Here is a 5,500-nt window from a genome sequence, read left to right as displayed (position 1 = left end):
GAAGCTACCGGCTGACAAGACGGTCGAGGCAACGGCGCTGAAAACTCCAGTGGAGATCGGCGTGGCAACAGGAACTGACATTTTCAAGGTAACAGTAACCAGTAATGCTCCTGAGAGCTATGGGTTGGGAGTGACCGAAGTGGTCTGGACTGCTACGGATGCGAACGGCAATGTCAGCACGGGTGTGCAGAAGATCACGGTGGTGGATACCACGAAGCCTGTGTTGAAAGCTCCAGCAGATGTTGCTGTTCCGGCAACTGGAACAAAAACGCTTGTGACCCTGGGCCAAGCTACAGCGAGCGACATCTTCGGAGTTGTGCTGAAGAATGATGCTCCGGCTGACGGCTTCCCGTTAGGGAAAACAGTGGTTACCTGGACGGCTACGGATGTGAACGGTAATGTATCGACGGCGGTGCAGAATGTAACTGTCACTCAGACGTTCAAGGTTCAATCGTTTAATGCGAGCCGAAGCAGCGTGACGAATACGATTTTCCCGAGAATATCCTTTGAGAATACCAGCAAGTCGACCTTGCAGCTCTCCAGCATCAAGCTTAGATATTACTACACTATCGATGGTGAGAAATTCCAGAGCTTCTATGCGGATTATGCCAGAGTAGCAGGTTCGAATACCAGGGTGATTCAATCGTATGTCACAGGAAGCTTCCAGAAGACAACAGGCAAAACCGGCAGTGATTATTACCTGGAAATCGGCTTCACCAGTGGTGCCGGAAGTCTTAAGCCTGGAGAAAGTGTAGAAATTCAATGCAGATTCTGGAAATCGGATTTCTCTAATTACTATCAGACTAATGATTATTCCTTCAATGGACTCGCAACGGGCTTCACAGATACCAGCAAAATTACGGCCTACTCCTACGGCAATCTGATTGCAGGCATGGAACCGTAAGCGGCTAAGTACAGCATTGCACAGCTTCCAGGCTGCTGCCGGATCAGTGGTTGCAGCTTGGAGCTATTCATTAACGGGAGATCAACCAGCTCCATTAGCGGGGGTACGATATGCCAGACGACATGAATGAAATCCTTCAACGGTTGACCCGGGTGGAAACCAAGCTCGACATCATGAACAGTGCAAGGGATATTGCGCTTGAGGCTATGCAGAGCAGCAAGTCAGCGCATTTGCGGGTGGATGAGATGCGGGATGAGCTGTCCAGATTGAAGCTCAGGCAAGGTGAGAATCAGCGCTGGCTGGTGGGAACGATCATTAGCAGCGTGGGGATGTGTATTGCCGCAGCGGGACTTTTGATGAAAATATTAATCGGGTAGCAGACAGGAAGAAGGAGATGGGGGAATGGCCAAAGGCTTTGATTGCGCAGCACCGCTAACACGCACACTGGCAAAGAAATTCAAGGAGGATGGTTACGAATTCGTATGCCGTTACCTTGTGCCCTCCGGCTGGAAAAGGTTAACCCAGGCGGAGGCGGTTGCTATCAGCGCTGCCGGGCTGCAAATTGTCTCTGTGTATGAAACGACCGCCAGCCGTGCGCTGGGAGGCCGTGCAGCCGGCCTGACAGACGGGGCGATTGCCGCACAGACAGCCCTTGCGGTTGGACAACCTGCCGGGAGCCGGATCTACTTTGCCGTTGATTTCGACGCTTCTGCGAAGCAGCTGGACACGGTGATCCAGTATATTACGGCAGCGGGAGAAGCCGCCCGGAATTACCAGTCGGGTGTCTACGGGAGCGTTACGGTTATTGAAGCTGCAATGGCCGCTAAGGCCTGCACCGGTTTTTGGCAGACGTATGCCTGGAGTAAAGGCCGGAAAGCGGAGGGGATCCACCTGTATCAATATGACAACGGTCCCAAGGGATTAGGTCAACCGGTTCACGGAGTGAATGTAGACCTCAACCAGTCCAGCGGAGAAGCCGGCTGGTGGAGCACGCAGTCTGCCGCGGTTCCTGTACCAGGCAATGCAAACGGAGAGGGGAAAGACTATATGATGAAGAAAGAGGATACGGGCAAGATCATTGCTTTTCTTCAAGCGGCTTATATGGCAGCAGGTAGTGCAGAGTCTGGAAAAGAATTTCACCGTCTGGCGAATGAGCTGCGCAAAGCCTCGGGCCAAGCGGCAGACCCGAATAATCGTTAATCAGGAGGAAGGGTTACAGGCTGCCTAAGGGCGGCCTTTTTGACATGTGATTATAAGTAAAAATTAGAATAAATGGATTTATTTATAACTCCGGCTGTAAAAAGCGCTATGGATTTTACTTTATCTATAGGATCGATTTTTTACAGAGGGGGGAATCCATTGCAGACCCAAGCAACCGTAAGTAAGGAGAAAGATAAAGCATTCGGCGGCCATAAACCATTCAGCAATCCGCAGGTATTCATTCGTCCGGCAGCCGCGAAACAACCAGACCCGGTAGAGATTATCCGGCGTGTCCGCCAGAATCCGGCTTCCTTAAGCCGTGAAGACAAGCTGGCGCTCCAGCGCACACTCGGCAACCGGGCCGTGGTTCAGTTGTTATCGAGTCTGAAGGAGGACGGGAAGAAGAAAGAGCAGGCAGACAATGGAACACAGGCGGATGGACCAAGTAAGAGCTTGGCCGCAGAAGCTCAAGTGGAAGAGCATACGGATTCACCGGAACCGGTGCAAGCAGAAGTAGAGCAAGCCAGCGCTCCGGCTGAAGCCAAGATGCAGAGTAAGCAGGAGCCGTTGGGGCAGGCAGGAGGCGCTACTGCGTCTGTCACACAAACTAAGCCTGCTAGTGGCGGCAGTTCTTCAGGTCCCGTAGCCGTCAAAAAGACTCCAGCGCCTGCCCGGGCAAAGGGGAGGGCTGAGGCCGCTGCAGAGGGGCAAGCTGAAGCGGCAGAACGAGAGGACGTCGCTCGGTCTGCAGAAGAAGCCGGCGAAGAGCCGTCTGCGGAACCGTTGAAACCCGGGAAGGCGGAGGAGTCCGCAGCAGCTCAGGGAGAGGATGCGCCGGAGCCAGCCAAGAAGTCCGCCGCCTCCAAAGGAGCAGATGAACCGAAGAAAGCGTCCAAGGAGCCATCGCTTGGAGCAGCACTCGGTGCGTTAGCGGGAGAGGGGAAGGAGAAGCCGGCGAAGGGCAAGACGGTGAAGATCAGCGGTGAAGATCCGGGGCAGATTCTGGATCAGCTGACACAGGTTCAGCCTACAGAGCTGGGGGATGCCTATGCCCAGGCGGTGAATGTATCCTCCGGTGCTTTCGCGAAGCAGGCGCAGAAGACCAAACAAGGGCTGCCTGCTGTTCCTGTACCGACCGGCTTGAAAGGGAAGGTCCTGCAGGCCCGGAAGAAACCGGCAGCGCTGAAGCACACTGTGAAGGAAGGCTTCAATAGCGAGCGTACCGGCGGGGCTGTTCCTGCAGGCAAGCTGGATAAAATGAACATTAGTTCATCCGGTTCTGGGGGCAATCCGGAGGCGATGTTAAGCGAGATCCGCTCCGCAGCCGCCCAGCCGCCGGGAATCAGCATGACCGGGGAGGCAGATCCCTCCCAGCTGGAGGGTTTTCATCAGGAGGCCTCCCAGCAGGTGAGCGCAGCCAAGCAGGCGGAGATGGGGCAGATCAAGCAGCCGTTCGGGGAGAATGAGATCTATCCCGAGCCGGATGGCACCGTGGTGAAGGCTGCTGCAGGGCTGAAAGGCGGGCAGGCACCCGGGGCCAAAAAATTGCCTGCGCTGGCACTGTCTGCAGATATGACTGCCGGACTGAACCGTAGTCTGGCTCCAGAGATGAAGAAGCAGCTTGGTACCAAGCAGGCGGAATATAAGAAGGAACAAGCCAAATTCGACAGTAAAGTGCTGAGCTCCAAAGCCGACAGCCAGGCGCAAATCCGGCAGGTTGAAACGGAGGCGAAGAACAAGCAAATCAGCCAGCAGACTGGAGCCAAAGCAGAAGTCACCCAATTGCAGGGCGAGTGGAAGAAGGAGCTGGATGCTGCCGAGACGGACTATACCAAACAGGCCGGGTCAGCCGCCCAGCAGAAGAAGCAGGAGATCAACAGCGTCCGCACAGACAAAGAGCGGGAAGCTCAGAAGAAGCAGTCTGAAGCGGAGCGGGAAGCGACGCAGGCCTACAGTAAAGCTAAGAAGGAAGCAGACGGCAAGCATGAACAGGAGAAGGCCAAGGAAGAGAAGAAGGGCGGCTTCCTCGGCTGGGTGAAGGGTAAGCTGGAAGCTGTCGTCGAACTCGTTAAGAAAGCAGTTAACTTCATTTTTGAGGGTCTCCGCAAAGCGGTTAAATTTATTTTTGACAAAGCGAAGCAGGCTGTACTGGGCATCATTGAACTGGGCCGCAAGCTGATCACAACCCTGATCAAGGGACTGGGTGTGCTGCTTAAAAAGCTGGTTTCCGTTGTATTTGCTAAGTTCCCCGGCATTGCGGCCAAGATATGCAGCAAGATTGACGGAGTTGTCAATAAGGCCATTAAAGCGGTCAACCAGCTGGCCCAGAAGCTCAAGACCAAGGTTACTCAGGTGATGGACTTCCTGGCTGCTAAGGTGGATCAGGCGCTGGCAGCAGTACAGAACTTCTATTCCAAGCTGATCTCCACCCTAGGCAGTCTGCTGATTGCCACGTTCCTGGATGTGATGTCCCGGATTGGAGCGCTCGGCCAGGCGGCAAAACGTTCATTCAGCCATCTGGAAGGCAAGATGTGGGAGTATCTGCTCGGAGTAGATATCTCCAAGCCAATGGGGGCTGGAGCAGCTGAAGGGGGAGCTGTAGAGCAGGCTGAGGGAGCTGGCGCTGGTGCGGCAGCGGGCGAGAAGCTGAGCGCTGAAGATATCGAGATGGAATCGGTGGAGCAGGGTGAAATGGACCCGGCGCTGATACAGGAAGCCAATCTCAAGGACGGGGAAACGAAGGAGATGTCCGGCAGCCGCGACCCGGCTACAATGGACAGCATTATGGCGGAATTCGACACCGGAACAGCCAACCAGAGCCTTGGCGGCAAAATAGCTGATGGTGTCAAGCTACGTGCGAATAATGCGAAAATGTTGTTTGACCAAATTAAATCATTTGTAATAAAATGGATGAAGGCCCATGGATTACAGCTGCTTGCGGGCATAGCGGGAGCATTAGTGGCTGTTGGCGCAGCTTTTGTCGTCACGGGCGGGGCTATTACGGTGCTGATTCCCCCGATCATTAATATTATCACAGTTGTGATGCAGGCTCAGGCAATTGTGTCTATTGCGCAGACCTTAGCGCAAGCTGCCGGTTATATCGGTACCTACCTGAGCCAGGGCTGGCAGAAGATGATCGAACCTGCCGCGATTGCGCTCGCTACTGCACTGGCGATGGGACTGGTTGAGCTGGCGATGGCGGGTGGCTTCAAAGCTGTCGGAGCCGACCTCAAGAAAGCCGGACAAGCTGTCAAGAAGGGCGTCGGAGCGGCAGCCAGCGGGGTGAAGAACGTTGTAGGCGCAGGAGCCAAAGGCATCAAGAGCCTGCTGAAATCCGGAGCCAAGCTTGCATCCAAGAGCGGCAGCATGATTTTACGTAATGGTAAAATCGTGATT

General features: G+C 54.5%; 4 protein-coding genes. All 4 read left to right on the top strand.

Annotation, left to right across the window (positions count from 1 at the left end; all coding sequences use genetic code 11):
- On the top strand, nt 1-904 hold a 904-nt coding region (locus NST04_RS33925), incomplete at its 5' end, for a cellulose binding domain-containing protein (protein WP_341188213.1).
- 110 nt (nt 905-1,014) lie between these two features.
- Entirely contained in the window at nt 1,015-1,281 is a 267-nt protein-coding gene (locus NST04_RS33920; RefSeq protein ID WP_341188212.1) for a hypothetical protein, read from the top strand.
- 25 nt (nt 1,282-1,306) lie between these two features.
- Complete coding sequence (locus NST04_RS33915; RefSeq protein WP_341188211.1) at nt 1,307-2,104, top strand: DUF1906 domain-containing protein; 798 nt, start codon at nt 1,307-1,309, stop codon at nt 2,102-2,104.
- Between the two features lie 159 nt (nt 2,105-2,263).
- The coding region (locus tag NST04_RS33910) for an HNH endonuclease (RefSeq protein ID WP_341188210.1) at nt 2,264-5,500 on the top strand (3,237 nt) is incomplete at its 3' end.

This window comes from Paenibacillus sp. FSL H7-0756 (genome assembly GCF_038006765.1).
In the GTDB taxonomy this organism is placed as follows: domain Bacteria; phylum Bacillota; class Bacilli; order Paenibacillales; family Paenibacillaceae; genus Paenibacillus_AQ.
The sequence above is the reverse complement of the archived record's forward strand: the minus strand, read 5'-3'. Positions and strand labels throughout refer to the sequence as shown.

Bases quoted from the DNA above. Each gene is read 5' to 3' on its own strand.
- NST04_RS33920 (WP_341188212.1), top strand. From the start codon at position 1,015: ATGCCAGACGACATGAATGAAATCCTTCAACGGTTGACCCGGGTGGAA.
- NST04_RS33915 (WP_341188211.1), top strand. From the start codon at position 1,307: ATGGCCAAAGGCTTTGATTGCGCAGCACCGCTAACACGCACACTGGCA.